Origin of the sequence: Mycolicibacterium vaccae NBRC 14118 = CIP 105934 (genome assembly GCF_001552715.1) — a bacterium.
Classification (GTDB): domain Bacteria; phylum Actinomycetota; class Actinomycetes; order Mycobacteriales; family Mycobacteriaceae; genus Mycobacterium; species Mycobacterium vaccae.
Window position 1 is genome coordinate 1 of record NZ_BCRS01000030.1, and the last position, 24,359, is coordinate 24,359.

The 24,359-nt window shown below is 68.6% G+C and carries 27 protein-coding genes; 9 read left to right on the forward strand and 18 right to left on the reverse strand.

Going from position 1 to position 24,359, the window contains the following annotated elements:
* The 8 genes from MVA01S_RS08345 to MVA01S_RS08380 form a co-directional block, all read right to left on the reverse strand.
* A partial coding sequence (locus tag MVA01S_RS08345) for a PPE family protein (RefSeq protein WP_060941574.1) occupies positions 1 to 1,057 on the reverse strand: 1,057 nt, incomplete at its 3' end.
* Positions 1,058 to 1,074: 17 nt separating this feature from the next.
* Positions 1,075 to 1,371 carry a PE family protein gene (locus MVA01S_RS08350; protein WP_003930719.1) on the reverse strand — a complete coding sequence of 99 codons (297 nt, stop codon included), beginning with the start codon at positions 1,369 to 1,371 and terminating at the stop codon, positions 1,075 to 1,077.
* A 176-nt stretch (positions 1,372 to 1,547) separates the two neighbouring features.
* Entirely contained in the window at positions 1,548 to 3,299 is a 1,752-nt protein-coding gene (gene eccCb / locus MVA01S_RS08355; protein WP_003930718.1) for a type VII secretion protein EccCb, read from the reverse strand.
* A complete protein-coding gene (gene eccCa / locus MVA01S_RS08360; protein ID WP_003930717.1) occupies positions 3,296 to 5,521 on the reverse strand; it encodes a type VII secretion protein EccCa in 2,226 nt (741 codons plus the stop codon). Before eccCa ends, eccCb begins: the two co-directional genes overlap by 4 nt.
* Positions 5,518 to 6,987: a type VII secretion protein EccB gene (gene eccB / locus MVA01S_RS08365; RefSeq protein ID WP_003930716.1), complete on the reverse strand. Its 1,470-nt coding sequence runs from the start codon at positions 6,985 to 6,987 to the stop codon at positions 5,518 to 5,520. Before eccB ends, eccCa begins: the two co-directional genes overlap by 4 nt.
* A 3-nt stretch (positions 6,988 to 6,990) precedes the next feature.
* Entirely contained in the window at positions 6,991 to 8,715 is a 1,725-nt protein-coding gene (eccA, locus tag MVA01S_RS08370; RefSeq protein ID WP_003930715.1) for a type VII secretion AAA-ATPase EccA, read from the reverse strand.
* Entirely contained in the window at positions 8,712 to 9,227 is a 516-nt protein-coding gene (locus tag MVA01S_RS08375; protein ID WP_003930714.1) for a hypothetical protein, read from the reverse strand. Before MVA01S_RS08375 ends, eccA begins: the two co-directional genes overlap by 4 nt.
* A gap of 14 nt (positions 9,228 to 9,241) precedes the next feature.
* Complete coding sequence (locus MVA01S_RS08380; RefSeq protein WP_040541396.1) at positions 9,242 to 10,093, reverse strand: ESX secretion-associated protein EspG; 852 nt, start codon at positions 10,091 to 10,093, stop codon at positions 9,242 to 9,244.
* Positions 10,094 to 10,530: 437 nt separating this feature from the next.
* Between MVA01S_RS08380 and MVA01S_RS08385 the strand changes: the two genes are divergently transcribed.
* Entirely contained in the window at positions 10,531 to 11,742 is a 1,212-nt protein-coding gene (locus MVA01S_RS08385) for a MinD/ParA family ATP-binding protein (RefSeq protein ID WP_003930712.1), read from the forward strand.
* On the opposite strand, the gene MVA01S_RS08390 is transcribed toward MVA01S_RS08385, so the two are convergent.
* A complete protein-coding gene (locus MVA01S_RS08390; protein ID WP_003930711.1) occupies positions 11,726 to 12,460 on the reverse strand; it encodes a helix-turn-helix domain-containing protein in 735 nt (244 codons plus the stop codon). The genes MVA01S_RS08385 and MVA01S_RS08390 overlap by 17 nt on opposite strands.
* A gap of 312 nt (positions 12,461 to 12,772) precedes the next feature.
* Between MVA01S_RS08390 and MVA01S_RS08395 the strand changes: the two genes are divergently transcribed.
* Together MVA01S_RS08395 and MVA01S_RS08400 are read left to right on the forward strand one after the other, a co-directional pair.
* Positions 12,773 to 13,066 (forward strand): WhiB family transcriptional regulator, encoded by a 294-nt coding sequence (locus MVA01S_RS08395; RefSeq protein ID WP_003930710.1) that lies wholly within the window; start codon positions 12,773 to 12,775, stop codon positions 13,064 to 13,066.
* 162 nt (positions 13,067 to 13,228) lie between these two features.
* Positions 13,229 to 14,473 carry an epoxide hydrolase family protein gene (locus MVA01S_RS08400; protein ID WP_255251686.1) on the forward strand — a complete coding sequence of 415 codons (1,245 nt, stop codon included), beginning with the start codon at positions 13,229 to 13,231 and terminating at the stop codon, positions 14,471 to 14,473.
* A 15-nt stretch (positions 14,474 to 14,488) separates the two neighbouring features.
* Here MVA01S_RS08400 and MVA01S_RS08405 read toward each other — a convergent pair whose 3' ends face one another.
* On the reverse strand, positions 14,489 to 14,758 hold the full coding sequence (locus tag MVA01S_RS08405; protein WP_003930708.1) for a DivIVA domain-containing protein: 270 nt from the start codon (positions 14,756 to 14,758) through the stop codon (positions 14,489 to 14,491).
* 82 nt (positions 14,759 to 14,840) lie between these two features.
* Here MVA01S_RS08405 and MVA01S_RS08410 point away from each other — a divergent pair, with 82 nt between their 5' ends.
* Genes MVA01S_RS08410 through MVA01S_RS08425 form a run of 4 tightly spaced genes read left to right on the forward strand, consistent with a single transcriptional unit; the run spans position 14,841 to position 17,412 of the window.
* On the forward strand, positions 14,841 to 15,260 hold the full coding sequence (locus tag MVA01S_RS08410; protein ID WP_003930707.1) for an EVE domain-containing protein: 420 nt from the start codon (positions 14,841 to 14,843) through the stop codon (positions 15,258 to 15,260).
* 9 nt (positions 15,261 to 15,269) lie between these two features.
* The gene (locus MVA01S_RS08415) at positions 15,270 to 16,235 is read left to right on the forward strand and encodes a pirin family protein (protein WP_003930706.1); all 966 of its coding nucleotides are present in this window, start codon (positions 15,270 to 15,272) and stop codon (positions 16,233 to 16,235) included.
* Between the two features lie 8 nt (positions 16,236 to 16,243).
* Positions 16,244 to 16,576 (forward strand): GNAT family N-acetyltransferase, encoded by a 333-nt coding sequence (locus tag MVA01S_RS08420; RefSeq protein ID WP_003930705.1) that lies wholly within the window; start codon positions 16,244 to 16,246, stop codon positions 16,574 to 16,576.
* A 26-nt stretch (positions 16,577 to 16,602) separates the two neighbouring features.
* The gene (locus MVA01S_RS08425; RefSeq protein WP_003930704.1) at positions 16,603 to 17,412 is read left to right on the forward strand and encodes an acyl-CoA thioesterase domain-containing protein; all 810 of its coding nucleotides are present in this window, start codon (positions 16,603 to 16,605) and stop codon (positions 17,410 to 17,412) included.
* A gap of 12 nt (positions 17,413 to 17,424) precedes the next feature.
* Here MVA01S_RS08425 and MVA01S_RS08430 read toward each other — a convergent pair whose 3' ends face one another.
* Positions 17,425 to 17,925 carry a pyridoxamine 5'-phosphate oxidase family protein gene (locus tag MVA01S_RS08430; RefSeq protein ID WP_003930703.1) on the reverse strand — a complete coding sequence of 167 codons (501 nt, stop codon included), beginning with the start codon at positions 17,923 to 17,925 and terminating at the stop codon, positions 17,425 to 17,427.
* A 44-nt stretch (positions 17,926 to 17,969) separates the two neighbouring features.
* The gene (locus MVA01S_RS08435; RefSeq protein ID WP_003930702.1) at positions 17,970 to 18,476 is read right to left on the reverse strand and encodes a hypothetical protein; all 507 of its coding nucleotides are present in this window, start codon (positions 18,474 to 18,476) and stop codon (positions 17,970 to 17,972) included.
* 71 nt (positions 18,477 to 18,547) lie between these two features.
* Between MVA01S_RS08435 and MVA01S_RS08440 the strand changes: the two genes are divergently transcribed.
* A complete protein-coding gene (locus MVA01S_RS08440) occupies positions 18,548 to 18,760 on the forward strand; it encodes a DUF3072 domain-containing protein (protein WP_003930701.1) in 213 nt (70 codons plus the stop codon).
* A gap of 37 nt (positions 18,761 to 18,797) precedes the next feature.
* Here the strand turns inward: MVA01S_RS08440 and MVA01S_RS08445 are convergent, their stop codons facing one another.
* The 4 genes from MVA01S_RS08445 to MVA01S_RS08460 are packed head-to-tail and all read right to left on the reverse strand — an operon-like array spanning position 18,798 to position 21,798.
* A complete protein-coding gene (locus MVA01S_RS08445; RefSeq protein ID WP_003930700.1) occupies positions 18,798 to 19,400 on the reverse strand; it encodes a maleylpyruvate isomerase family mycothiol-dependent enzyme in 603 nt (200 codons plus the stop codon).
* Between the two features lie 44 nt (positions 19,401 to 19,444).
* Positions 19,445 to 20,281 carry an SDR family NAD(P)-dependent oxidoreductase gene (locus tag MVA01S_RS08450; RefSeq protein WP_237024309.1) on the reverse strand — a complete coding sequence of 279 codons (837 nt, stop codon included), beginning with the start codon at positions 20,279 to 20,281 and terminating at the stop codon, positions 19,445 to 19,447.
* A 48-nt stretch (positions 20,282 to 20,329) separates the two neighbouring features.
* Positions 20,330 to 20,518: a ferredoxin gene (locus MVA01S_RS08455; RefSeq protein WP_003930698.1), complete on the reverse strand. Its 189-nt coding sequence runs from the start codon at positions 20,516 to 20,518 to the stop codon at positions 20,330 to 20,332.
* Complete coding sequence (locus MVA01S_RS08460) at positions 20,515 to 21,798, reverse strand: cytochrome P450 (protein ID WP_003930697.1); 1,284 nt, start codon at positions 21,796 to 21,798, stop codon at positions 20,515 to 20,517. The genes MVA01S_RS08455 and MVA01S_RS08460 overlap by 4 nt, the downstream gene beginning before the upstream one ends.
* A gap of 195 nt (positions 21,799 to 21,993) precedes the next feature.
* On the opposite strand from MVA01S_RS08460, the gene MVA01S_RS08465 reads away from it, so the two are divergent.
* Positions 21,994 to 22,536 (forward strand): TetR/AcrR family transcriptional regulator, encoded by a 543-nt coding sequence (locus MVA01S_RS08465; protein ID WP_051015290.1) that lies wholly within the window; start codon positions 21,994 to 21,996, stop codon positions 22,534 to 22,536.
* Between the two features lie 12 nt (positions 22,537 to 22,548).
* On the opposite strand, the gene MVA01S_RS08470 is transcribed toward MVA01S_RS08465, so the two are convergent.
* Both MVA01S_RS08470 and MVA01S_RS08475 read right to left on the reverse strand, forming a co-directional pair.
* Positions 22,549 to 23,235 carry a TetR/AcrR family transcriptional regulator gene (locus tag MVA01S_RS08470; RefSeq protein WP_040541476.1) on the reverse strand — a complete coding sequence of 229 codons (687 nt, stop codon included), beginning with the start codon at positions 23,233 to 23,235 and terminating at the stop codon, positions 22,549 to 22,551.
* Positions 23,236 to 23,353: 118 nt separating this feature from the next.
* A complete protein-coding gene (locus tag MVA01S_RS08475) occupies positions 23,354 to 24,313 on the reverse strand; it encodes an ABC transporter substrate-binding protein (RefSeq protein WP_003930694.1) in 960 nt (319 codons plus the stop codon).
* Positions 24,314 to 24,359: the final 46 nt, after the last annotated feature.

A 24,359-nucleotide genomic window follows, 5' to 3' on the forward strand; every position in this document is an offset into this window, starting at 1 on the left:
GTGCCGCGGTGCCGCCCGCGCCGGGCAGGGACGCCGCCCGGACCAGTCCGGCGCCGGTCGCCGCGCCGTTCCCGCCGATGGCCGGGTGATTGGAAAACGGTGTCGCACCGACCATGCCGATCTGGCCGCCCTTGTCGCCCCCCAGCCCGCCCATCTGACCGAACAGCGACGACATCTGCTGCAGCGGCTGCGTGAGCTGCTGGAAGGGCTGGGTGACGCCCTGCATCATCTGCTGGGGCAGCTGACCGAGGGTGGAGCCGAGTTGGGACACCATCTGCATGCCCTGCTGCGGGGCCTGCTGGAGAAGCTGATTCTGTTCGGCCTGGGAGCGGCCCTGACTGGCTGCCTGATGCAGCGTCCCCTCGATCTTGCCCGCCTTCTGATTGAACTCGTCCAGCTTGCCCACGCTGCTCACCTTCGTGAACGTCGCATTGCGGACGACCGCGCCCGCCACCCCGGGGGCCGCCCCGGACAGCCCGGTGGCCATCGCGGCCTGCGCCCCACCCGGCAGCACAATGGGTTTCGGCGGTGCCACCGGTTCGAAGGTCGAGTTGAGCATGGTCTCGGTTTCGTAGGCGGTCATCACCGCGGCGGCCTGGTTCCACATCCGCACGTAGTCGGCCTCGTTGACCGCGATCGGAACGGTGTTCACCCCAAGGAAATTCGTCGCGTTGAGCACCGCATTGGTGACGTGGTTGAGCTCGATCTCGGGCAGCTGCGGGGTGCCGGTCGCCGCGGTGGTCCAGGCAGTGGCCTGGGCTGACGCCTGGATGGCGCGCTTGTGCGCCTGCAGCGACAGCATGCGCAGCCACAACACCATCGGCATCGCCGCGGTGACGGCGCGTTCGCTGCCCATTCCCTGCCATGTCTGAGCCAGCGACGCCAGGCTGGAGGACAGCTCGTCGGCCTGCGTCTCCAGCGAGATCGCGAACGCCTCCCAGCCCGCCGCCGCCTGCAGCATCGGCACCGCGCCGGCGCCCGCCTGCAGGCGCGACGTGTTGATCTCGGGAGGAAACGCTCCCCAGATCGGTGGGATGGGAATGCCGATGGCAGCCATGACTCAGAGGACCCGGCTCAGATCAGCGTCGCGCCGTTCGCGGCGTCGACGGCCTGGTAGACCCCGGCGATCTCGATGACCGCCGCGCCGACGCGCGCGATCTCCTCCTGCGCCAACGCGTTGACGCCCAGGGTTTGCACGCCTTCGGCAGCGAAGTTGAATGCCGCGGCGACCGACACCTCGTCGGCGCCGGCCGGAGCCAGCGCACTGACCTGAGTCGTCGCGGCGGTTCCCGTCGCCAGACCCCGGGCACCGTTGGCGGTGACCTGACCACCGACGCCGATAGCGGCGGGGTTATGACTTAAAGGTTGCATTTGCTGTTACCTCGCTGGTCTAAACACATGGATGTATTTAGTTCACGGGTATCGACGGTGATACCCAGCGGGGATGCTTTTTGACCCCCCCGACAAAAAAGGCCTTTCAGCCGCTTTCCCATTTGCTGGAAAAGTACTACCCAATATTAACCGCCGTCGGAGGGTGCTCCGATCACTTATTCTTCGGGCGGATCCACATACGCCGCCTGAATCACTTCCTTCACATCCGGCGTCACGTAAAACGCCTGGCCAGGCGGCCTTTTCTTGACGACGATCTCGCGGGACGGAAAATCCTGCTTCTCCCCGGAGAGGAACATCGTCGGGGTGCCCGCTCCGTACGCGGTCCCGACGAACTTGTCCATCGTGGCGCGGCTCGCCTGGCTCATCTGGCACGTCACCACGAGGTGCAGCCCGATGTCGGCGGCCGCGGGCAGCAACGGCGCCAGCGGGGCCATCGGGGACAGCACCCCGCCCGCCGCGGTGATCATGTGCCAGTCGTCGACCAGCAGGACGACGTCCGGTCCGGACCACCACGAGCGCTGCCGCAACTGCGACGGGGTCAGATCTGCCGGCGGCAGTCGCTTCACCAGGTTGGTGACCAGCGCCTTGATCGACTCCTCGAGCACGCTGTGGTTGCGGTTGATCCCGCCCGCAGGCAGCAGATGCGTCTCCGGAACCGCCTCCAGCAGACCGGACCGGTAGTCGGCCACCATGAACCGCACCTGCTGCGGACTGTTGCGGGCACAGATCGCCCGTGCGATCGCGTGCGCGATGGTCGTCTTGCCGGACTTGGCCGCACCGAAGATCAGGTGGTGCGGCGTGGTGTGCATGTGGTTGTGCGCCACCGTCAGGTCCGATTCGCGCACCCCGACCGGAATGGTCCAGCGGGTACGGTAATCCGCGTCCGGCCCGGGCGGATCGGGGTCCACCTCCTGCAGATGTATCCGGCTGGGCAGCACCCGCACCCGGGGTGCTTCCTCGGTGTGCCGCGCGGCGATCTCCTGGACTGCGGAGGACATCGCCGGAACCAGCGCTTCGGCGCTGTGCACCCCGTCGAGGCGGGGCACCCCGATCATCAGGTGATGCTTCTCCGTCGACACCGCCCGGCCCGGGCGGTTGATCGGGATCTCTCGGGTGATGCGGTCGATCTGGGTCTCGTTGACGTCGCCCAACCGGAACTCGATCTTGGTGCCGAGGTAGTCGCGCACCCGGGCGCGCAGCTCTGTCCATCGCGGCGTGGAGATCATCGTGTGCACCCCGTAGGCCAGCCCCTGTCCGGCGATGTCCTGGACGGTGGCCTCCAGGTCGGGGAACTCGGCGGCGAACGCGGGCCACCCGTCGATGACCAGGAACACGTCGCCGAACGCGTCCGCGGACACCGGGTGTTCGGGATCCTCGCGCAACTGCCGGTAGTCGGCCATCGACCCGACGCGGTACTGCTTGAACGTCTGCTCACGCTGCCGCAGAACGGCTTTGACCTCGGCGACCACCCGGTTGACCCGGTCGGGTTCGGCGCGGGTGGCCACCCCGCCGACATGCGGAAGATCCTCGATGTACATCAGACCGCCGCCGCCCATGTCCACGCAGTAGAACTGGATCTGACGCGGCGTGTGCGACGCGGCCGCCGACAGGATGAACGTCTGCAGCAGCATCGACTTACCGGTCTGCGGTGCACCGCCGATCGCGATGTTGCCTGCGGCCGTGGTGATGTCGATCCCCCACACCTCCTGGCGGTGCCTTCGCGGCTCATCCATGACGCCCAGCCCGATGCGCAGTGGGCGGCGTTCGTAGTCCCGGGCGATGAGCTCGTTGACCGGGGTGGGGTCGGCCAACGGCGGCAACCACATTCGGTAGGCATGGTTGTCCCCGGTGGTCAGCTGCTCCAGGACGACCTCACGGAGGACCTTCTGCCCTGAGTCGATGGTCATCGGCCCACGCTCGCATCCAGAATCGGCGCCGTGGTGAAGCGGTGGATACGGATGTTCCTGTCGGCGTGATTCTTCGGTGCCTCATCGGCGCCGGCGTCGACGACGGTGGGGACATAGGGATTGCCGGTGTAGACACTCTGGAACTTCACCGGGTCCTCCATGCCGATCCGCAGGAAGCCGACGCCGCTCTCCTTGTTGGTGATGTACTGCGCCTCGGGCGTGCCGATGACCGCCTTGGACTCCGCAGAGCTGGTGGTGCGCAGCGCGATCCGGTAGGTCAGGTTGGGTTCGAGCTTGTCGATTCGGGTGCCGCCGGTGTTCAGGGACTGCGTCGCCAGCAACAGGTGCACGCGCAGCGAGCGGCCCACGCGACAGATCCGGTCGAACAGCTGGATGAAGTCGGGGTGATTCTGCAACAGTTCGGCGAACTCGTCGACCACCACGAAAAGCGTGGGCAGCGGCGGGAGATCGGCGCCGCGTTCACGGTGCTTCTCGTACTCGGCGACGCCGGACAGCGCACCCGCCGCCCCGACCTGCATGCCGGCCTGCCGCAGGATGGACTGCCTGCGGTCCAGCTCACCGGTGAGCACCTCACCCATGCGGCTGACCAGCTCGGCCTCCTCCTCCATGTTGGTGACCACCGCGGCGGTGTGCGGCAGCTTCTCCATGCCGAGGAACGTCGACCCGCCCTTGAAGTCCGTGAGCAGCAGGTTCACCTGATCGGGGTGGTGGGTGGCGGCCAGCGACAGAATGAGTGTGCGCAGGAACTCCGACTTACCCGAACCGGTGGTGCCGATGAGCATTCCGTGCGGGCCGGCGCCGAACTCGGCACCCTCCTTGATGTCCAGGAACATCACGTCGCCGGTCTTGAGTTCGTGGCCGAACGGGATCCGCAGCCGGTCCCGGTCGGTGTCGGTGAACATCCGCCAGCGGGCCGGGGTGACCTCCTCGACCGACTGCGCGCCGACGATCTCGTGCCATTCGGTGGCGACCTTCTTCTGGACCCGGGTGCCCTTGTCGATGATGGTGCCGGTGATCGACCAGCCGGCGAGCTTGCGCGCCAGCCGCTCGGCCTGCCGCGGGGTCACCCCGTCCACCTGGCTGGCCACCTGGCGGAACGATGCGCCGGGCAGCTTGTCGTCGGCGGTGCCGTCCTCGTTGACCCGGATCCGGTAGGCCGAGCGGTGGTTGCCCAGGGTGAGGACGGTGACACCGGAGCGGCCGTCCATCGGGAATCCGGCTCTGCCCCCGGTCAGGTCGACGACGACGACGTAGGGCCCGCTCGGTGCGGCATCCGCGGTGTGGGGACCGCGCGCGGCCAGGTCGCTCAGGGCGTCGGGGCGGGTGAAGACCATCCGGGTGGTGCCCGCGGCGTCGGTGTCGGACTGGTGTTGCAGATGCGGCAGCCACTTCAGCCATGCCCACCCCGGATCTTCGGGGTTGTCGGTCAGCACCCGCATCTGCAACATGTCCGGCGGATGGAACACCGCCAGGTGACAGATCATCGCGGCGAGCAGCGCCGCGGATCCCTGCGCGTCACCGCCGACCGCGATCGTCGGGAATGTCTTCAGTTGCACCAGCTTCGGGCAGTCGTGAATCAGGCCGTGCGTGCGCAGGAACTTGGTGACCCACATGTGGCTGACGGGTTCCAGGTGCGGCTGCGGCGCGCCCGCCGGCCCGGCCAGCTCGGCGCCGACGGCCGGTTTGAGCAGCCGGTCCACGGCAGGTTCGGAACCGAGCCCGACCCGGGTCGCGGCGTAGAAGTCGTGGTTGGCGGGACGTGACCACTGCCGGTGGGTCCCGACGATCGACAGCAGATCATCGGGATGCGGTGCGTGGTAGTTGAAGAACGTCACCTGCGCCGACGCCGACGACGTGACCCTGTTGCGCAGGCCGGCCAGGTAGCGCAGGTACTCCTTACGGTCGGCGTTGATCTCGGGCACCTTCTTGCCGCCGCTGCCGCCGCCGGCCATCAGTCCGACCGCGCCCATGACCACCATCAGCGGCATCATCAGCATGTACGGCGAGAAGTGCCGCAGCCCACCGAAGATCAGGATCGCGATCATCCCGAGCATGCAGCCGCCCATCACCCAGGGCAGCGCCTTCTGCATGCCCGACGGCGGGATGTCGACGCCGAGATCCTCGGGTGGGGTCACATTGATCTCACCGGGGGTGAGACGCGGGCCCCGTTTGATGATCGGGGTGAACTTGCGTGTGGTCATCCTCCGCCTCCGTTGCCTGCTCCCGCGACGGCGCCGCCCCCGGCCCGGCGAGGATTCGGGTTCGGCGGCAGTGTGTCGTGTTCGACCAGCGCCGCCTGCTGGGAGAGCACCGGACCGTCGACGAGCAGGCTGACCACCTGCCACGGCGCGGTGCGCGGCGCCGACAGCCCCAGTCTGGCCGCGGTCTCCTCGTCGGGCAGCCCGTAACGCACACCCTGCGGGTCGATGTAGTACAGGTTCTCGCCGTACCGCGGATCCGGCGCCTGCAACCGGATGTACTGGCCGCCGGAGATGTACACGGTTGCGTCACCGGTGATCTGGTCGATACCGGTGGACAGGGCTGTCGCCGGCAACGGGAGGCGGCGTCCGGCGATCACCGTCGTCGTCGGGGCCTGGTCCCCGGCCACCCGCTGCCAGGCCCAGCACAGCGTCGGAACCTCCTGGCGCGCCAGCATTTCCATCGGGACATCCGGCAGTGGTGAGTCGTACACCTGCTCCGGGATCCTCGCCACCGCGCTGGCCTCCATCGACGGCGGCTCGATCAGTCCGTACGAGTTCGTGGCGCGCAGCGCCGCGGCGGTCGTGTTGTTGACCTTGGCCACCCCGTGGGGCAGCACCACGTGATGCTGCGCGTCGGAGTCGGTGACGGTCACGAACACCGAGCCGACCACCAGCTCCGGGGGTAGGCCCACCGCGTTCGGGGTGCCGGCCGCGGGGATGGCGGGCAGCCGCCAGGGCCCCGCATCGGGCAGCGCGTTGAACAGACCTTCCGAGATCGGCGTCGACCGCGCGGTCACCGGAATGCCCACCGCGGACGTCACCGCCCGGTCGGCCATGTCGACCAGGTGGCGCCCCGTCTCGGTGACCAGCCAGTCCTGGTTGTCGAACGAGACGAGCATGCCCTGCTCGGGAGTCATCGCGCCGACGGAGGCGTCGAGTGCCAGCGGGGTGATCAACACCGAGGACGTCACGGCCGGCGCCACGCTGTCGGGCTTGATCACGGTGTCGCAGAGGGACCACTGCGAATCGGGGGACGCGGTGACCGGGGTGGCGTAGGGCGCGCCGGGGATGCCGACCGGCGGCCCCTTCGGCATCTTGTCCAGTTCCTCTGATTTCACCGCCACCGGCGTCTTCCCCTCACCGAGGATCAGGCGCGCCGAGGTCAGGTTGTAGGCGGGCCGCAGCTGGGTGCTGTCGGGCAGCATCAGATAGAGCTGGTTGGTGGTGCGATCCACCAGAAGCGTGTCGCCGCCGCGCTTTCCGAGGGGTTTGAAGTACGCGAGCAGGACCGCGCCGAGGCAGATCAGCACGGCGATGATGATTCCCGCCGACACCGCCCGGCTGTAGAACTGCAGCGGGTCGTCGAACATCCGCGTGTCGCGCCGGACGATCGCGTGCTCGACCCGGCGCAGCAGGAACCGCCAGCCGCTGACCTGAACCTTGGTGGTGAGCCGGAATCCCGCCATCGCCTACTCGCTGATGTTCATTCGTGCGTGCACCGAGGCGATCGCCGCGGCCATGTCGTCACCGTCGATCTCGCTGAGCTGCTCGACATCGAGGGCGTCGAAGTCCAGGGACCGGGCCAGCCGCATGTCCCGGGTCTGTTCCCCGGCCTCCACCAGCTGCCGGGCGTAGCGGCCGTTTCCGGCCACGTCGAGCGCGGGCTTACCGTTCGACGTACTACGGCTCAGCAACGTCGCGGCCTCCAGCACGTGTTTGGCGGCCTCGTCGGTGAGACTCGAATCATTGGCCGACGCAATCACTCTGGCGATCTCGACGATCTCCTCCGGTGAGTAGGAGTCGAACTCGATGCGGGTGGAGAACCGGGACCGCAGCCCGTCGTTGACCTCCAGCAGACGGTCGATGTCGTTGCTGTAACCGGCGATGATCACGACCAGCCGGTCGCGGTCGTTCTCCATGCGGGCCAGCAGCGTGTCGAGCGCCTCCGTGCCGAACGGGTCGGCACGGCCGTCGCGCTCCTGCACCAGCGTGTAGGCCTCGTCGATGAACAGCACGCCGCCCATCGCCCGGTCGATGGTGCGGGCGGTCTTCACCGCGGACTGTCCCTCGTACTCGGCGACGAAATCCTTGCGTGAGGTCTCGACGAGCTTCGGCTCGGTGATCACCCCGAGCCCGGCCAGGATGTTGGCGACCACCCGGGCGATCGTCGTCTTGCCGGTGCCGGGCGGGCCGGTGAAGATCATGTGCTTGGACGCCTGGGCCACCCGCATCCCGCGGGCGGCGCGGACTTTCGCCATCTGGGTGGCCGCACGGTAACGCTCGATCTGCTCCTTGACGCTGGTCAGGCCGATCTGGCGGTCGAGTTCGGCCTGCGCGTCGGCCAGCAGCTTGTCCCGCCCGGAGTTGTCGGCCTCCACGCTGCCCGGATCCCACGGGTCCCGGCGGGACGCGATCTGCTCGGCGGTGGTGGTCTGCAGGCGGTACGACGGATCTTTCAGCGCCGCAGCGACTTCCGGGGAAGGATGGGTGGCCTGCAGCCACTCCAGCAGCCGGACGGCGGCCTCCTCGTTGCCCAGCGCGCGGTAGGCCATCGCCGAGTACCACGCGATGGTGCGGTTGCACGCCTGCCCGGCCGGCGCCGAGTTGGCCTCCACCAGACGGCGTTCGGCTTCGGTGGACAGCCCCAGGTTGGCGGCGGCCACGCCGTGGGCGACCAGTGCCGCGCCAGCCAGGAACTTGTCGGGCCAGGTGGAGCCCGCGTTGCGCACCTCGTCGATCACGTCGGTCCATCGCCCGGCGGCGCCGTAGACGACCGCTTTGACCCAGGACACCAGATGTTCGCCGCCCGCGGCAGGCGCGTCGTCGAGCGCTTCCATCGCGTCGGCGTAGTTGCCGACTGCCGCCTCGCTCACCGCGAAACCCAGCGTGATCGCCAGCGGCGAGTTGACCGGATAGGTGATGTCGCCGTACATGCCGCCGATCGGCACGCGCGCGCCGACGCTGTTCATCGAGAGCTCCGCGGTGCCGGCGAGCTTGCCGAAGTTGTTGCGCGAGTACCAGGCCCGGAACATCGTCACCCGGTCGGTGTCACCGCACCTGATCCGGCCCACCCAGGCATCGCAGGCGGTCTCGTCGGCAGTGGTGATCTCGGTGAACAGTTCCAGTGAACGCGCCTGCGAAGTGGGCAGCAGGCCCACCGCGCTGCCGAAGATGCCGGCCAGTTGTTCAGTCACTCGTCACCTACGTAGCGGGTCGTGAACAGTTCGGCGCGGGCGGCCCGAGCCTGTTCCGGGGTGGGCAGATCCAGGTCGCGGGCGAGGAAGTCGCGCGTGGCCGCGTGGTCATGGCCCTGTTGCCTCATCCCGTCCAACATCGAGGTGTACTGCGCCGATCTGGCGTCCTGGGTGGCGAGCCCGGCGATCACGACGATCTCGTCGGCGAGGACGGCCTCGGGGAGCTCCGCCGCCTTCGGCGACAGATCGACCTGCTGGACGCGCCCGTCCAGATAGGTCGTCACGGTCACGGTTCCGGGCGGATTGGTCACGGTGAACGTCGGCATCGGATCGGCGCCGGCGACCAGGTGCACCGGTCGGCGGTCACCGAGAATCATCCCGAGGTCGGTGTCGTCCTCGTCGCCGACGACGCTGAAGTCCAGCGCCGCGAGGTCGTCGTGGTCCCCGCCGTCGCGAGATCCGTCGGCGCCGAACGCAGACGCGTCCGGGGTTCCGGGCGGAGGGTTGGCCACCGTGCTTTCGCCTTTCAGTCCGCGTAGGTGTGGTCGAGGGCGTCTCGGTGCTCGAACCACGTCTTCGACGGCAGGAACTCCATCAGGCCGTCGAGGGCCCGCTGGAGGTTCTCCTGGGTGCCGGGCAGGAAGCTTCCGTACAGCTCGCTGCCGACCCGCCGCGGGATGGACACGATGCGGCCATGCGCCGAATCCAGTACGCCCGCGCCGACACCCGCCTGTGAGCAGGTCCCCCCGGGGTGCCGCTCGTTGGCGGTGATCTCCACCCAGCTGTCTGGGTTCGCCGTCGCTTCGGCGTAGATCTTGGCCGACAGCGCTGGTTGGCCGTACCCGGCGATCTGCTCGGCGGTCCGCGCCTGCGCCAGCGTGGCCGCGATGCCGGTCAGCGGCTGGACGTCGGCCGGCTCGGCCTCACCGAGCACCACGGTCACCATCGCGGCGAGGCCGATCTGCGGGGCCACCCGCTGCAGCACCAGCATGTCCTCGTCCCGCGCGGCGACGACGTGCCGGTCGCCTTTGCGGCACACCACGAAGCGGACCATCTTGCCGCCGAGGTCCCGCCGCCACCAGCGGCAGTCGAGCGTGCGGTCGGGGCGGCTGAGCGTGTCGACCATCGCCGCGACCTCGGGATGCGGATCGCCGTAAGCGGTCAGGATTCCCTGGGCGGTCAGATCGCGGGTCACCTGGTCCCACACGATGTTGCGCTGATCCTCGTACGGGATGTTGGGCCGGATCCCCAGCGACAGCGGAAAGTCGACGAGGTGCAGCAGGTCGGCAATGACCAGGATGCCGTCGATCGTCACCTCGGCACCCACCACGTCGTCGTAGTGGGTGGGTTCGCGATCCCCGATGAACGGGCGCGCCATCACCGACACAGACCGGGCCGACGAGCGGGCGCGCACCTGATCGTGGCCGCGCCGTCTTTGCCACCCCCCAGGTAGCCGTCCAACTTAGCCATGGTGTGGCCCCCTTCCCATCGGCAGCGTACCAGCGATAACTGCTCCCCTAAGACACTTTTTTCCCCGCAACCACTCGATCCCACACTGGCACCCACGCCGCCCTCAGCAATATTGGTCGCTGTTCTGAGTAGGTTATTTCTACGTATGGCTAACTTGATTGGGTAGGCACAAGGGATCTCGCCGGGGCGGCCGCTTCTGCGTACGGCACCCCGGTCCGCGCTGCTGACGTCGGGGCCGGAGCCCCCATCGTGGGCACCAGGATTAGTTTGCTGGCCTGCAGGCGCGGCTAGTGTGGTGCGGCAGCGTTGTAGACGTCAGCGCTGTCGACATCGATGAGGAGACGTGTGGTGACCGACCGCGACGACGGACTGCGGGAAGACCCGACCGATTCCGACCCTGTCACCGAGCAGACCCCTGTGATCGTGCCGCCACCGGTGCGGCCCGGTGAGTTCTCTCAGCAGCCCACACCCCCGCAGCCGGCGCCGCCCCGATGGCCGGACGGCCGTCCGCCACAGCGCTCCCAGGGCTGGGTCCCCCATTCCCCGCCGCCCGCGCCGCCCGCGCTGTCCTTCGCGCCCCAACCAGACCCCGACGCGCCGTGGACCGCGCCCCAGCCCGCGACGTTCGCCGAGCGCATCCGCCCCGACGAGCTGGTTCCGCATCGCAAGACCCTGCCGGGGAGCGGCTGGCGCAGGGCGCTCTACAAAGCCAGCTTCGGGCTGATCAACCTCGGCCCGTCGCCGGAGGACAAACGGATGGCGGCCCTGGAAGCCGTCATCCGCGGCCCGCTGCGCGGCAATTTCAAGATCGGCGTGATGGGCAAGGGCGGCGTCGGCAAGACCACCGTCTCGGCGGCCGTCGGATCCGTGCTGGCCGAACTGCGTCAGGACGTCCGGGTGGTCGCCATCGACGCGGACACCGCGTTCGGCAAGCTCGGCAGCCGGGTGGACCCGAAGGCACAGGGGTCGTTCTGGGAGCTGGCAGGCGATCAGCACCTGGACACGTTCGCCGACGTCCGTAACCGCCTGGGCTGCAACGCCGCCGGGCTCTTCGTCCTGGCCGGCGAACCCACTCCGGCCCGCCGCCGGGTCCTGGACCCGGCGATCTACCGCGAGGCCGTCTCCAGGCTCGACCGGCATTTCACGATCTCGGTGATCGACTGCAGTTCCACGATGGACTCGCCGGTGACCCAGGAGGTGCTGCGGGATCTGGACGCGCTGGTGGTGGTGTCCTCACCCTGGGTGGACGGCGCCGCCGCGGCCGGTCAGACCCTCGACTGGCTCGCCGCGCGCGGCATGGCGAACCTGCTCCAACGCACGGTGGTCATCCTCAACGACTCCGACGGGCACGCCGACAAGCGCACCAGAAGGATTCTCGCGCAGCAGTTCTCGGCACACGGCCAGCATGTCATCGAGGTGCCCTTCGACGGCGGGCTGCGCCCGGGCGGGGTGATCGACGGAACCGGCGAGATGTCGCCGCAGACGCGGCGCAAGTTCGTCGAGCTGGTTGCCGCGCTGGCGGGATTCTTCCCCGCCGGCGTCACGCGATCTGGCTGATCAGCTGCTCTATCGCTTCGAACTCCTCGGTCGGCAGCTGTTCGTCCGCCTCGGCGCGCGCGATGCTGCCCTCCGAAACTCCTGCGGCCTGGGCGGTTTCGGCGATGGTGAGGTTGGCGGCGCGCCGTGCGGCGTAGAGCCGCTGGCCCAGCGTGGCCTGGGGCGCCCCGGCGGCCTGCAGCATGAGGTCGTCGTAGAGGCCGCGCACCGTGCTGAGTGCCTTGATCAGCGCCGGGGTCACCCGGCCGATGCGTGCCGCGCGGGAGGCCACCGCCTCCAGCTGGCGCAGGTCCGTGAGGATCGCACTGACCCGGGGGACGAAGGTGCAGTCGTCGACCGGCGGCAGCGCGGCCACCGTGGCGCTGAACGCGTGCACCGCGGTGATCACCGCCTGCGCGATCAGCGACACCTCGTCACTACCGGCTGCCGGCGGCGGGGCCGGCGGGTCGGGGCGGGCCGAATCCCCGTTGCGGATCCGGGCGATGGTGCCGGGAGGCCACTGCAGAATTTCTTCCAGCCGCGCCCTGGTCCGCTCCCGCGGCCAGCTGCGGCCCTTCTCGAACGCGATCAGGGCGCCCGCGTTGATGATCCCGTCGGCGGCCAGGCTGCGCTGGCTGATGTTGAGTTCACGCCGGCGGGCGGCCGCCGCGGCGCCTGCCCTGACCATGCCGGGATCCGGCGCACAGGCCGACTCGTCGACCGGCTCGGCGTTCGTCATCAACCGGGGTTCCTCAGCTGTCTGGTCACGGCGCGCATTCGTACCGAGCAATGTAGCAACTGTTCCGGCGTGCGCCGGGCACCGTCCAAACTACCCCACTTCGACGGTCTATACCGCATCAATGCAACGGAATGTCGCGGCACTGCCATCGCGACATAGTGCGTCAAAATTCCAGGTGAGCCGCTTGTCAGCGGTCATCAAGGCCGGTCGGCTTCACCAAACCGCTGCGCTAACCGTTGCACTGCTACGGTTCGTCGGTTACGTTGTGCTCCATCGCGGCAGACACCGCCGCCGGGCGCAGAGGAGTACACGATGAACGCGAAGTCCTGGGACGACACCCCGATCGGCGAGTGCACGCGCGACCCCGAGCGGTGGACCACCACCGCCGACGACGAGGCCAAGGCCATCTGCCGGTCCTGCCCGCGACGCTGGCTGTGCGCCCGCGAGGCCTGCGAGTCGCCTCGGGCGGAGGGTCTGTGGGCCGGGATCTACGTTCCCGAGGGCGGGCGCGGTCGCACCTTCGCCTTGCGACAGCTCAAGTCGCTGGCCGAGCAGAACGGCTACACCGTCGGCGAGCGCCGGGTCTATTACGCCGAAAGTGCCTGAGTGCTCGGTCCCGGAATACTCCGGGACCGGTGCCCGTTGCATGATTCGACGGTGCCGGACATGCCCCGGGCCCCAAAACAGAACAGTCGCTTCGAGCGACCACTCGCCGAGAGGCGCAGGCGGCACCGTCCCTCCTACCTGGTTTCTCTTCACCAGGTATCGATGAACCGGCTCCCGGTGGGAGCCGGTTTTTTCGTACCGGTAACCGTTGATCACAGTGAGAGCGGACACGCGATGACCGAGAGTGGCACCAGAACCCCCGAGCCCTTCACGGCGCACACCACCGACGAGCAGATCGCGGACCTTCGCAGCCGTCTGCTGGCCACGCGCTGGCCGGACGCCCCCGACCGCGCTGACTGGTCCTTGGGCGCGGACACGTCCTATCTACGCGAGCTTGTCGGGTACTGGGCGCACGACTTCTCCTGGCCCGAGCAGGAACACGCGCTCGCGGCGTTGCCTCGCTTCACCATGCCGGTCGACGGCCACAACGTGCACTTCGTCCACGCCCGAGCCGCCGAAGGGTCGCCGGATCCGCTGCCCCTGATACTGACCCACGGCTGGCCCGACTCATTCTGGCGCTACTCGAAAGTCATTCCGCTGCTGACCGACCCCGGCCGCCACGGCGGCGATCCCGCCGATGCGTTCGACGTCGTCGTGCCCGACCTCCCCGGCTTCGGCTTCTCTGAACGGCCACACCATGCGCTGAACGCGGTGCAGGTGTCCACGTTGTGGGCAGCCCTCATGGAAATCCTCGGTTATCCCCGATTCGGGGCGGTCGGCGGCGACATCGGCAGCAACGTCAGCCGATTTCTCGCCCTCGACTTCCCGCAGCGCGTGGTGGCGGTGCACCGCATGGACGCCGGCTTCCCCACCGTGGACCCATCTGCGATCGACCTGACCCCGGAAGAGCGTCACTGGATAGCCGGCGCGGCCGCCTGGAGCGCGGAAGAAGGCGCATACGCCGCGATGCACCGCACCAAACCGCAGACCGCCGCCACCGCCCTCAACGATTCCCCCGCCGGACTGGCCGCGTGGATCGTGGAGAAGCTGCGCGCGTGGAGCGATTGCGGCGGCGACGTCGAAAGCGCCTTCACCCGAGACGAAATCCTCACCACCGTCACGATCTATTGGATGACGTCGACAATCGGCTCCTCGATGCGCATGTACCGGGCCAACGCCCAGATCGACGCCGCACAGCTCAGAAGACGCATCGAAGTCCCCTCCGGCTACTCGCTGTTCGCCGGCGACATCGTCCGACCGCCGCATGCGTGGCTTCACCGGATGAGCAACACCGTCTATATCAGTGAACCGGATCGGGGTGGCCACTTCGCCCCGTTCGAGCAACCAGAGCTGTACGCAGCGGAACTGCGCCGCTTCTTCCGGCCCTATCGCCGCGGCCCGAACTGACGGAGCCGGATCCGATCAGGCTTCGAGTTCTGCGATGGCCGTGGCGATCTCGGCGAGCAGCGTGTCCACCTGGTCCTTGTCGAAGCCGCGTTGGCCGAACGGCGGCTTGTTGAAGCGGATGTGGCGCACGTCCTCGGCGGTCAGGTGACCGCGGCCGTCGAGCCGACGCGCGCACAGCGCCAGGAAATCGGTGACCGCCTTCTCGTGGTAGCCGCGCTTGCCCCACGGCGGCTTCTCGAAGGTGACGTTGCGGAGATGGTCGGCCGTGACGGCGCCGTCGGTCATGGCGTCACAGTAATAGCCGAGTTATCCACAGGGGGCCGAGTTGGCCCTGTGGATTGTCGGGAGCCGCGAATAGCGTGCGGTCATGACGAACTGGATCAACACGGTCAGCCGCGATCACGTCGAACGCGGTGTTCGCGGCCGCTTCACCCAGGCCAATCACGGCAAGCCGCACATGCTGCGCAGGATGGAGCGGGGCGACTGGCTCGTCTTCTACTCGCCGAAGACCGCCTATCCCGACGGGGCGCCGCTGCAGGCGTTCACCGCCATCGGCCGGGTCGCCGACGACGAGGCCTACCAGGTGGAGATGTCGCCGGACTTCCAGCCGTGGCGGCGCAACGTGGATTTTCTGGACTGCACCGAGACGCCGATCCGACCGCTGCTCGACGAGTTGGATTTCGTCGAGGACAAGGCCCGCTGGGGCTACAAGTTCCGCTTCGGCGTGTTCCGGATCGACGACCACGACCTCGAGGTGATCCGGGCCGCGATGGTCGGTTCGTTCTAGTGTGGAGCGATGAGCAACACCGAGGCCGCCCCCGCTGAAGTCGATTGTGTGACTTCAGGGTTCACCGGGGTGCTACATCCGCGTGAGGTGCCTCTCGGCGGCCCTCGGGCGATCCGGGTCCGGCGCACCCTGCCCCAGCGTGAACGGTCGCTGATCGGCGCGTGGTGCTTCGCCGACCATTACGGCCCGCACGACGTGCGCGGGGGCACCGGCATGGACGTGCCACCGCACCCGCACACCGGTCTGCAGACGGTCAGCTGGCTGTTCAGCGGCGAGGTCGAGCACCGCGACAGCGCCGGTGTGCACGCGATGGTGCGCCCCGGTGAGCTGAACCTGATGACCGCCGGCGCGGGTATCTGCCATTCGGAGGTCACGACACCGTCGACCACCGTGTTGCACGGCGCGCAGCTGTGGGTCGCCTTGCCGGAGTCCGACCGCGACACCGACCGCGACTTCGCCCATTACGCCCCGACGCCCCGCACCGCCGGCGGGCTGACCACCCGGGTGTTCCTGGGCGAGCTCGACGGCGAACGCTCCCCGGTGCACACCTTCACGCCGCTGCTCGGCGCGCAGGTCGACCTACAGCCCGACGTCGAGGTGATTTTCGACATCGACGGCGACTTCGAGCACGGCGTGCTCGTCGATCAGGGCGACGTCGAAGCCTGCGGGTCGACGCTGGCCGTCGCCGACCTCGCGTTCCAGGGCACCGGGCACCACCGGTTGCACCTGGCCAACCGCGGCGACAGCCCGGCCCGGGTGCTGCTGCTCGGCGGCACACCCTTCACCGAGGAGTTGGTGATGTGGTGGAACTTCGTGGGCCGCAGCCACGACGACATCGTCAGATACCGCGAGCAGTGGCAGGACCACGACGCACGCTTCGGCGCGGTGGAGGGCTACCGGGGCGCGGTGTCGCGACTGCCCGCCCCGCCGCTGCCCAACGCGACCTTGCGTCCCCGGCCGCACCCTGGGGTATAGAGGAAGCCATGACCACCGACAAGACCGGCGCGCCCACCGAGGTCACCGAGGAGTCCGACCGCTTCAGCATCTCCGTCGACGGCACCACGGCAGGCTTCACCGAATTCGTCGACCACGGGGATCAGCGCATCTTCCCGCACACCGAGATCGACACCGAGTTCGGCGGACGCGGGCTGGCGTCGATTCTGGTGGGCGAGGCGCTGACGGCCACCCGCGCGGCCGGCAAGCGGGTCGTACCGGTGTGCTCGATGGTCGCCGGCTACATCGAGAAGCATCCCGAATTCCAGGACATCGCCGACCCGGTCACCGCCGACATCGAGCGCGTCCTGTCCGCGCACTGACCCACCGCGACCGCTATCGTCGCCCGGTGAGTAGCCGGGCTTTCTTTCTCCCCGAGGGTGACGCGTTCCGTCCCACGAACTGGGCGCGCGGCCCGTGGGGGCAGACCATCAGCGGCAACTACGTCGGTGGTCTGCTGGGCCACGTCATCGAGCGCGACGCCGGTGATCCCGAGCTGCAGCCGGCCCGGCTGACCGTCGACCTGTTCCGCCCGGCGGCCCTCACCGACCCCGTGCACGTCGAGACCACCGTGGTGCGGGAAGGCCGGCGCCTCAAGCTCGTCGACGCCGTGATGACGCAGTCGGGCACCGTCGTCGCCCGGGCGAACGCGCTGTTCCTGCGCCGCGGTGAGCAGCCGCCGGGCGACCGGTTCACCACGAGGGTCACGATGCCCCCGTTGCCGCCGGAATCGGATCCGGCGCCCGACGACCGGCTCACGCTGGTGTGGAGCTACGGCAAGGACGGCGACGTGCCGAGCACGGGCCTCGGCGCATGGGCGTACGACGGGCCGAAGTTCATCTGGACCCGCGAACTCGGTTCGCTGGTCGAGGGCGTCGCGCTGACGCCGTTCACCCGGGCGGCGCTGGCCGGGGACATGGCCAGCTCGCTGACCCACTTCGGCGCCGACGGGCTGCCGTTCATCAACGCCGACTACACGCTGGCGCTGAGCCGGCTGCCCGATGGGCCCTTCCTGGGGCTGGCCGCGCTGACCCACGACAGCGACGCCGGCGTCGCCACCGGCACCGCGGTGGTGGTCGACCGGATCGGGCCGCTCGGCACCGCGACGGCCACCGCGCTGGCCAACCCGGGGTTCAATCCGCCGCGTGCGTTCAGCTGAGGTCGCGCTCGGTCAGCTGAGGTACTGCGCGGTGCTGCCGGAAACCGGCATGCCCTGCATGCCCAGTTTGCGATGGTCCCAGCTGCGCATCCGGGACGGCACCACACGCACGCAGATCCGGTTGTTCATCATCTGCTCGACGAACGGGCGCATCTCTTCGGTGTAGGGGCCGGTGTAGCGCTCCCAGACGCTGATACCCACGCGCAGAGACGTTTCCGGGTCGCCGAAGATCTCGGCCTGCCCGTCGATGGACACGCCGCGCAGGGTGTCGTAGGACAGCCCGTCCTCGATCATCACGGTGATCGTCGGATCGCGACGCAGGTTGACGGCCTTCTGCGACTTGGCCTTCGTCTCGAACCAGATCTCCCCGTCGAGCACGGCGTACCACATCGCGACCAGGTGCGGCCGGCCGTTCGGCAGCACCGTCGCCATCGTCGCCGTGCGGCTGCGTTCGATGAACTCGGCGATCTCGTCGTCGGTCATCACGATCTTTGCGCGTTCGTTCTTGCCCACGCGTTGATACTGGCAGGCCGCTTTTCGCGCCATCAGCCGGGTCGCTATCCGCGCTCCCGGTACTCCAGCACCGTGAACTCGAACCAGCCGGCGTCGCGGGCAAGCTCCAGCGCGTCGGCGTAGGACAGGCTCCCGGTGAAGACCGCGGGCAGCATCGCAAGGCGATCCCTCACTTCGGCCTCCGTTAGGGCCCGGCCTACCCGCCACACCTTCTCGTACCGGTAGTAGACGTCGACGGTGATGCTGTGCATCGCGACCAGGGTGCGCACCGTCTCCTCGATGTCGCCGATCGACAGCACCACCACGTCGTAGGACAGCCACCGGTATCCGCGGTCGTACAACGTCGGGTCGCGGCTCAGCGGAACGTGCTTCATCAACTTCAGCACCCGCCCCGACTCCTTGTCGACGACCGCGCCGACCCAGACGTCGCTGGTCTTGGCGATACACGGGAAGTACCAACCCAGTTCGAGTTCGCGGGCCTGCCCGAGCACCACGGCGCCTGGCCCGAACTCCGCGCGGGCCAGCTCACGAGCCCGCGGCTCGTCGACCATGCTGCGAAATTCTAGCTCTCCACCCTCGATCGCGTGTTTCGAACACACTTGCGACGGGCACCCCGGAGGGCATGAGTGACAACACGACCCAGGCACCGCGGGAGAACGCCGAGAAGGACACCTCGCAGTGGGTCACCGGTGACGAACCGATGACCGGACCACAACGCAGTTACCTCCAGACGCTCGCCCAGGAAGCAGGCACCGACGTCCCCGACGACCTGACGAAAGCGCAGGCCTCCGATCTCATCGAGGAACTGCAGCAGCGCACCGGCCGCGGCGACTGATCCGCGATCCCGCGGAAACCCCACTACCGCAGCACAATCAACCGATAGGGACCCCGGGCACCGGCCGGCCCGACACCGCGAGCAGCAGATCGACGGTGCCCGCCCGCACGGTGTCCCCGCGCCCCGCCTCGAACGGCGAGTCGGTCGCGACCAGGCGCAGACCCGCGGCGCGTTCCCGGCCGCCACCCATCGCGACCGCGGTTCTCAGCTGATAGGCCAGTGCCGCCGACGCTGCCGTGACGTCGTAGCCGGCCGTGATCCCGAGCGGGCGCCGGATGTCCTCCCCGTGCACGATCGCCTCCACCAGCCGGGTGGCTCGTGGTGCCGGCGGCGTCCGGGTCAGCCGGGCGACGGACCGGAACGCCGCCAGGGTCTCCTGCGGATCCGTCCGGCGCTCCCGACCGATCCCGGCGGCGTTGTCGGCATCGAAGTCGAACCGCGCCGACAGCATCCGGCGCGCGAACGACAGCCGCGACGTCGTCGCCGCGTCGACGAGATGGGCCACCACGTCGTGGACGTCCCACCCCGGGCACAGCGACGGCGTCGACCAGTCATGCCACGCGAGCGTGGCCAGATCGTCGGCGAGCCGGGCGCGCTCGGCGTGCACGAAGGACCACACCTCGGTCTTGGATTGCCTCACGGGTGTGCTGACCCGGCGCCGGCGCGATTCTCATCGCGGCGGCGTCAGCGCACCAGGGTGGCCCCGCCGTCGAGACGGATCTGCTGGCCCGTCATGAAACGCGACTCGTCGGCAAGCAGGTAGACCGCGGCGTACGCCGTCTCCCACACACTGCCCCGGCCCATCTTCAGCTTCACCACCTCGCGGTAGACGTCGTCGACCTCGTCGGGCTGCAGGTCGAACAGCGACTGCGAATCATGGTTGCCGAGAACGGAATTGATCGGACCCAGCATCAGGGTGTTGGCCCGGACCCCGGCTGCGGCGAACTGCGTGGCGGTCAGCTCGGTGATGTAGTTGAGGCCACATTTGCCCAGCGCGTAGGGCATGATGCCGATGTTGAGGCCGATCTCGTTCTTGATGCTGGCGATCGACGAGATGTTCACGATGCTGCCGTTGGTGTTCTCACCGTTCTTCTCCATGCACTGTGCGGCGAACAGGTTGCAGTGGTAGCAGCCGAGCATGTTGACGTTGATGCCGTAGTTGAAGTTCTCGGGCGTCATCGAGTTGGACTCGTGGTCGAACGGCGGGTTGATCGCGACGCTGTAGACCATGCCGTCCACCCGGCCGCTGGTGTCCATGGCCACCTCGAAAATCCGCTCGCAGTCCCGCTTCTCCGCGACGTTCGCCTCGACGGTGTAGGCACGGCCGTCTTCGGCGGTGATCATGTCGACAGTCTCCTGCGCGGCAGGCAGGTTGCGGTCGACCACCACCACCTCGGCGCCGTGCCGGGCCGCCAGAATGGCGGTGGCCCGGCCGTTGCCAAGACCGGGGCCGGGCATCTGCCCGCCGCCGACGATGACGACGACCTTGCCTGACAGATCGAGCGCTGTGCGCCCTTTCATACCGAAATTGGGTTCCATTGTTCAACTTTCACGTGGGGTTGGGATTGTTCACCGGGTGAGGATGGCGTGTTCCGGACAGCTCGCGACGGCCTCTGCCACGGCCGGCTCCAGGTCCGCGGGCACGTCGGCGAGCGTCGCCTCCGCGTAGCCGCCGTCGGTCAGCGTGAAGACCTGCGGACACACCGCCGCGCACACGCCGTGGCCGCGGCACAGGTCGTCGTCGACGGTCACCTTCACGAGGCGGCCGCTTCGGTGGTGACGTGCAGGTCGGTCAGTCCGCGCAGGATGTAGGTCGGCACGTAGGTGTACCGGCGGTCGTGGGCCGGCCCGTGCCTGTCCTCGTCGATGTCGACCGACGCGGTGCGCTCGAGCAGCCGCTGCAGCAGCACCCGGCCCTCCGCGCGCGCCAGCGGTGCGCCGATGCAGCTGTGGATGCCGCGGCCGAACCCGATCTGGCGCCGCGCGTTGGGCCGGTCGGGGTCGAAGACGTCCGGGTTCTCGAATTGGCGCGGGTCGCGGTTGGCGGCGCCGAAGTGCACCATCACCGTGGTGCCGGCCGGGATCTCCACCCCGCCGACGGTCACCGGGGCGCGGCTCAACCGGAAGTCGCCCTTGATGGGGCTCTCGAACCGCAGCGCTTCCTCGATGAAGTTGGGGATCAGGTCCGGGTTCGCCCGCAGCCGTGCCTGCAGCTCGTGGTCCTCGGCCAGGACTTTGAGCGCCGAGGACAGCAACCTGACCGTGGTCTCCTGCCCGGCCGAGAACAGGTTGGCCGCCACCCGCACGACGTCGATGACCTCGGGAAGCGAACCGTCAGGGAACCGGGCCTGAGCCATCTCGGTCATCACGTCCGCACGCGGCTCCCGGCGGCGGTCCTCGATGTAGTCGGTGAACCGGCGGTACAGGTACTCCAGCGGCGAATGCGCCATCACGGCGTCGGCGGTGCTGCCCACCGTCACGTCGCCGGTGAGTACCTGGGCGAGTTCGGCGTGGTCCTCCTCGGGCACGCCGAGCAGATCGGCGACCACCAGCAGCGCGAAGCGGTTCGCCACCGTGCCGATGAACTCGCCGCCGCCTGCGGCCAGGAACGGGTCCAGCACGCGGTCGGCGAGGCGCCACATGAAGTCCTCGTTCTCCTTGAGCCGCTTGGGGGTGATCAGCCGGCTCAACAGCGACCGGTGCGCCGTGTGGGTGGGCGGGTCGAACGACGGCAGCTGATCGCTGAACGGCAGTTCGTCACGATGGGCGTCGATCAGCGCGCTGACCTCGGCCGCGTCCAGACCGTCGAGGCTCACCGGAAACCCCGGGATGGGGCCGGTGGTGGAATTGCACGACGAGAACGAGTCGGCGTCGTTGACCACGGCCAGCACCTCGTCGTAGCCCGTCACCACCAGGACGCCGTGGACCGGTTCGCGCCACACCGGGCCGGCCTGGCGCATCCGGTCCAGCACCGGGTAGGGGTCGGCGACCAGCGCCTCGTCACGGAAGAAATCCAGCGTCGCCAGATCGGGCTGCACGTATCACTCCTCAGGCCAATCTACTGACCAATCGTAAAGGGATTCCTGACCAATCGTACAGGAGCTGACTGACCAGCCGTACGGGCGCGAGCCGACATTGGTCGGCTACCATCACGCTGTGAACGGCGCAACAGCGGGGAGGGCGACGTGACCGAAGGGACCCCACCGACCAGCAAGGCGACCCGGCTGCGGCTGATGGAAGTCGCGATCGAGCTCTTCAAGCGGCACAGCGTCGCAGGCACGTCGCTGCAGATGATCTCCGATGAGCTCGGGCTGACGAAATCCGCGATCTACCACCACTTCCGGACCCGGGACGAGCTTCTCGACGCGATCCTGGAGCCGGTGCTGGCCGAGGTGTCGGCCATCGTCGAAGCGGCCGAGGCGCACCGCACGGTTCGTGCCCGCGCCGACCACATGCTGACCGGCTACGCCGCCCTGGCCGCGAGGAACCGCGACCTCATCTCCGTGCTCAGCGGGGACCCGCTGGTCCTCGAGCTGTTGAACGCCAAGGCCGAATGGCGGGCGATCGTGGTGCGGCAGATGCGGCTGTTCGCCGACGTCGAACCGGGCGTCGGCGGCCAGATCAAGGCGATGATCCTGCTGTCGGGGTTCGCCGGCGCCGCCCGCGCCGAGTACAGCCAGTTCGACGGTCCCCTCGACGAGGCCGCCTTCCGCGACCAGCTGATCGCCGCGGGGCGCCGCACGCTGGGGCTGCGCGCGCCGCGACCGGCCGACTGACTCGGGGGCGTCTCAGACCGCGCTGCTGAAGCCGGCGATACCGGCGCGCGCCGCCTCCTGCACGCCGGGCAGCGCCCGCACATCGGACATCACCGCCCGCAGCGACGTTCTCGCCGCGGCGTCGGCTACCGCGTGCAGCGCGTCGCGGCGCTGACCGTTGGCGTGGAACCGGTACTGGCTGCCCTCGTTCAGACTCAGCGCCGTCCTGGCGAACTCGGCCGGCGCCACGTCGATGAACTCGCCCGAGGCCACCCCTTCGCCGATGATGCTGGTCAGCCTGGCCGAGAGCTCGTCGTAGTCGTCCTGGAAGTCGCTGAAGACCTCCGGTTGCTTCTTGGCCGCCTGCTCCAGGTCGTAGAAGTTCAGCGGCGCCGTGCACATCTGCACCACGTCCTGGTACAGCACGATGTAGAGCCGGACCGCGGCCGGCTCGTCCCGCTCGGACAGCACCCGCGCCGCCTCCAGCGACACCCGGTTCTGGTTCATGATCCCGCGCAGGATCTCGTCCTTGGAGCGGAACCAGTAATACAGCGACGACTGGCCCAGCCCGGCGCGCTCGGCGATCGCGTCCATCCGGGTCGAGGCGAAACCCTTGGCGGCGAACAGCTCTGCGGCCGCCTTCAGGATGTCCCCGCGCGGATCGTCGGCGACGACCCCGCTCCGGCGAGGTCGTCCACCTTGCGATGCCGCCTTGGTCACTCGGTCATGGTAGGCCATGGGTTCTCCCGGGATCGATTACCGCTGTGCGACATTCGACACGCGGCAGTCGACAGGCGGCGGGCCCACCGGCTCGATGGACCCGCCGCCTGTCCTCGTGTCAATCCTTGACGGCGAACAGCGCGTCGTAGTCGGCGGGCTCCTCGTCGATGATCCCGTACTGGACCACCGCCGCGCCGTAGTCACGCAACGCCTGACCGTCGTCCTCGACCGGGAACTTCGGGAAGTTCACCTGGTCGATGATCGCGGCGTCGATACCCATCTCCGCGACGGCCACCTCGCCGACCCTCGCCGGGTTCTCCTCGGCGAACGTGTTGACCTCGATCATGGCGTCCCGGAACGACTTCACCACGTCGGGGTTGGCCTCGGCATAGCTCTGTGACGTCGAGTAGTAACCGCCCACCTGGTCCGGGAACGACTGGACCCCGGGGGCCACGATCTGCTTCCAACCCTTGTTCAGCCCCGGGGTGCGGTGCGGTTCCGACACCCAGATCGCGTCGACGTCGCCCCGTGCGAGGGCCTCACCCATGTCCGAGAACGGCAGCTGCGTCCATGTCAGGTTCTCGTGGCTGACGCCCAGGTTGTCGAAGGCGCGGCGGATGTGCACCTCGCCGATGTTCTGCAGCGTGTTGACCGCGATGTTCGCACCCTCCAGATCCTTGGGCTCGTCGAACCCGCTGTCCGGGAGCACCAGCAGCCCGTGATCGTCCTCCTCGGGGGTGCAGCACGGCGCCCAGGCCGGCTGCACCAGCTTCAGGGGCAGCCCCTGGTCGATCGCCGCGAGCTGGCTCACCGTGTTCGAGTAGCCGAACTGGTTCTCACCGCTGAGCACCGACGGGATGACCGCGGCGCCGCCGTCGGCGAAGTTCACCGTCACGTCCAGGCCGTGCTTCTCGAAGATCCCCTCCTCGATTCCGACGAACAGCGGCGCGCTCAGGATCGCCGGGATCGTCCCGACGTTGACCTTGACCAGCCCGCCGTCGGTGGTCGCGGGCTCGGCACTCCCGCTCCCGCCCCCGCTGCCGCAGGCCGTCAGCAGCGCGGCGGCCGAGGCGACCACACCCCACCGCGCAATTCTTGAAAGTTGTTCGAACACAGACGTTCTC

What these genes read in the sequence shown, in the direction of transcription:
- MVA01S_RS08350 (WP_003930719.1), bottom strand. Translation starts at nt 1,371, where the DNA reads ATGCAACCTTTAAGTCATAACCCCGCCGCTATCGGCGTCGGTGGTCAG.
- eccCb (WP_003930718.1), bottom strand. Translation starts at nt 3,299, where the DNA reads ATGACCATCGACTCAGGGCAGAAGGTCCTCCGTGAGGTCGTCCTGGAG.
- eccCa (WP_003930717.1), bottom strand. Translation starts at nt 5,521, where the DNA reads ATGACCACACGCAAGTTCACCCCGATCATCAAACGGGGCCCGCGTCTC.
- eccB (WP_003930716.1), bottom strand. Translation starts at nt 6,987, where the DNA reads ATGGCGGGATTCCGGCTCACCACCAAGGTTCAGGTCAGCGGCTGGCGG.
- MVA01S_RS08380 (WP_040541396.1), bottom strand. Translation starts at nt 10,093, where the DNA reads ATGGCGCGCCCGTTCATCGGGGATCGCGAACCCACCCACTACGACGAC.
- MVA01S_RS08390 (WP_003930711.1), bottom strand. Translation starts at nt 12,460, where the DNA reads ATGACGAACGCCGAGCCGGTCGACGAGTCGGCCTGTGCGCCGGATCCC.
- MVA01S_RS08395 (WP_003930710.1), top strand. Translation starts at nt 12,773, where the DNA reads ATGAACGCGAAGTCCTGGGACGACACCCCGATCGGCGAGTGCACGCGC.
- MVA01S_RS08400 (WP_255251686.1), top strand. Translation starts at nt 13,229, where the DNA reads ATGAACCGGCTCCCGGTGGGAGCCGGTTTTTTCGTACCGGTAACCGTT.
- MVA01S_RS08405 (WP_003930708.1), bottom strand. Translation starts at nt 14,758, where the DNA reads ATGACCGACGGCGCCGTCACGGCCGACCATCTCCGCAACGTCACCTTC.
- MVA01S_RS08410 (WP_003930707.1), top strand. Translation starts at nt 14,841, where the DNA reads ATGACGAACTGGATCAACACGGTCAGCCGCGATCACGTCGAACGCGGT.
- MVA01S_RS08415 (WP_003930706.1), top strand. Translation starts at nt 15,270, where the DNA reads ATGAGCAACACCGAGGCCGCCCCCGCTGAAGTCGATTGTGTGACTTCA.
- MVA01S_RS08420 (WP_003930705.1), top strand. Translation starts at nt 16,244, where the DNA reads ATGACCACCGACAAGACCGGCGCGCCCACCGAGGTCACCGAGGAGTCC.
- MVA01S_RS08435 (WP_003930702.1), bottom strand. Translation starts at nt 18,476, where the DNA reads ATGGTCGACGAGCCGCGGGCTCGTGAGCTGGCCCGCGCGGAGTTCGGG.
- MVA01S_RS08440 (WP_003930701.1), top strand. Translation starts at nt 18,548, where the DNA reads ATGAGTGACAACACGACCCAGGCACCGCGGGAGAACGCCGAGAAGGAC.
- MVA01S_RS08450 (WP_237024309.1), bottom strand. Translation starts at nt 20,281, where the DNA reads ATGAAAGGGCGCACAGCGCTCGATCTGTCAGGCAAGGTCGTCGTCATC.
- MVA01S_RS08465 (WP_051015290.1), top strand. Translation starts at nt 21,994, where the DNA reads ATGGAAGTCGCGATCGAGCTCTTCAAGCGGCACAGCGTCGCAGGCACG.